This is a genomic window from Chromohalobacter sp. 48-RD10 (genome assembly GCF_029889785.1).
Taxonomy (GTDB): Bacteria; Pseudomonadota; Gammaproteobacteria; order Pseudomonadales; family Halomonadaceae; genus Chromohalobacter.
The window spans coordinates 1-1579 of record NZ_JARANX010000128.1 but is presented as its reverse complement, the minus strand read 5'-3'; the positions used below and the strand labels follow the sequence as shown (position 1 = coordinate 1579).

The 1579-nt window shown below is 67.1% G+C and carries 2 protein-coding genes; both read right to left on the bottom strand.

The window, feature by feature from the left end; translation table 11 throughout:
• On the bottom strand, nucleotides 1-787 hold a 787-nt coding region (locus tag OP496_RS17675), incomplete at its 3' end, for a 3-hydroxyacyl-CoA dehydrogenase NAD-binding domain-containing protein (RefSeq protein WP_280565219.1).
• A gap of 17 nt (nucleotides 788-804) precedes the next feature.
• The coding region (locus tag OP496_RS17670) for a 3-keto-5-aminohexanoate cleavage protein (protein ID WP_280565217.1) at nucleotides 805-1579 on the bottom strand (775 nt) is incomplete at its 5' end.

Sequence of the window (1579 nt, the reverse complement as noted above, 5' to 3'; positions counted from 1 at the left end):
GATGCAGCATGTGGCGCATGCCACCCTCGCCACCGGCCAGGTGGAACGTCAGGAAGGTGCCCATCAGCGACCAACGCAGACCCGCGCCATAGACCACGGCGGCATCGATCTCCTCGGTGGTGGCGACGCCGTCGTTGACCAGATGCAGCGCCTCGCGCCACAGCGCTTCCATCAGACGGTCGGCGACGTGCCCCTCGATCTCGCGGCGCACTACCAGCGGCCGCATGCCCAGCGCGGCGTACTGTGACCGGGCGCGCTCGGTAACCACCGGCGCGGTATGCTCGCCGCCCACCAGCTCGACCAACGGCAGCAGGTACACCGGATTGAAGGGATGCGCGACGATGACGCGACCGGGGTCGCGCGTGCAGGCCGATTGCAGTTCGCTGGGCTTGATGCCGGACGTCGAAGAGCCGATCACCACGCCCTCGGGGGCATGCGCATCCAGTTCCGACAGGACGTTATGCTTGATCTCGAGGCGCTCGGGCACGTTCTCCTGAACCAGCTCGGCGCCCTCGACGGCTTCGGCAGGCGATGCCGCGAAACGCAGCTTGGCCGGGTCCGCCGTGTCGGCGAGCCCCATCGTCGCCACCGAGTCCCAAACCCGCGCGACGAAATCACGCGTCGTTGCCTCGGCGCCGGGCGCAGGATCGAAGGCGACGACCTCGCAGCCCGCCGCCAGCGCTCGCACGATCCAGCCATTGCCGATCACGCCGGTGCCGATGACGGCAACGCGTGCCGGTGCGACGCCTTGTTTAGCCGTGCTTCGTTCAGCAGTCTGTTGAGACATCACGCTCTCCTTGTCGCTCACGGTTGACGCAGGTCGAGCGTCTGGCGGGTTTCGGCCGGCGTCTGGACGCGCCCGCCCAGATTTTCGGCAATCGTGGCGGCACGCTCCACCAGTTGGGCATTGGTGGCGAATACGCCGCGGCTGAGGTAAAGATTGTCCTCGAGGCCGACCCGCACGTGGCCGCCGAGCAGCATCGACTGCGCGACCATGGGCATCTCGCTGCGGCCAATACCAAATGCCGACCAATGAGCGTTGGCGGGCAGCTTGTTGCGCATCGCGAGCATGGTTTCGGTGTCCGCCTCGGCGCCCCAAGGGATGCCCAGGCAAAGCTGAAACAGCGGGTCACCCTCGATCAGGCCTTCCTCGATCAACTGCCGCGCGAACCACACGTGGCCCAGGTCGAAGCACTCCAGCTCGGGCTTGACGCCGGCGTCCTTGACCAGCCGGGCATGCTCACGCAGCCAGTCGGCGGTATTGAGATAGACCATGTCGCCGAAGTTGAGGCTGCCGCAATCCAGAGTGCAGATTTCCGGCAACAGCTCACCGACCGGGGCGTGGCGCTCCGCCGGCGTCTGCAGGTCGGTACCCTCCAGGCCATGGATGACGCCATCGCGCACCTCGGGGAAGAGATCGCCCCCGCCCCCTGCGGTGATATTGATGACCGCGTCGACATCCGCCTCACGGATGCGCCCCACCGCCTCGCGGAAGTACTCGCTGGAATGGCTGACGCCGCCGGTTTCCGGATCGCGCACGTGCAAATGCACGATGCTCGCCCCGGCGCGTGAGGCCTCG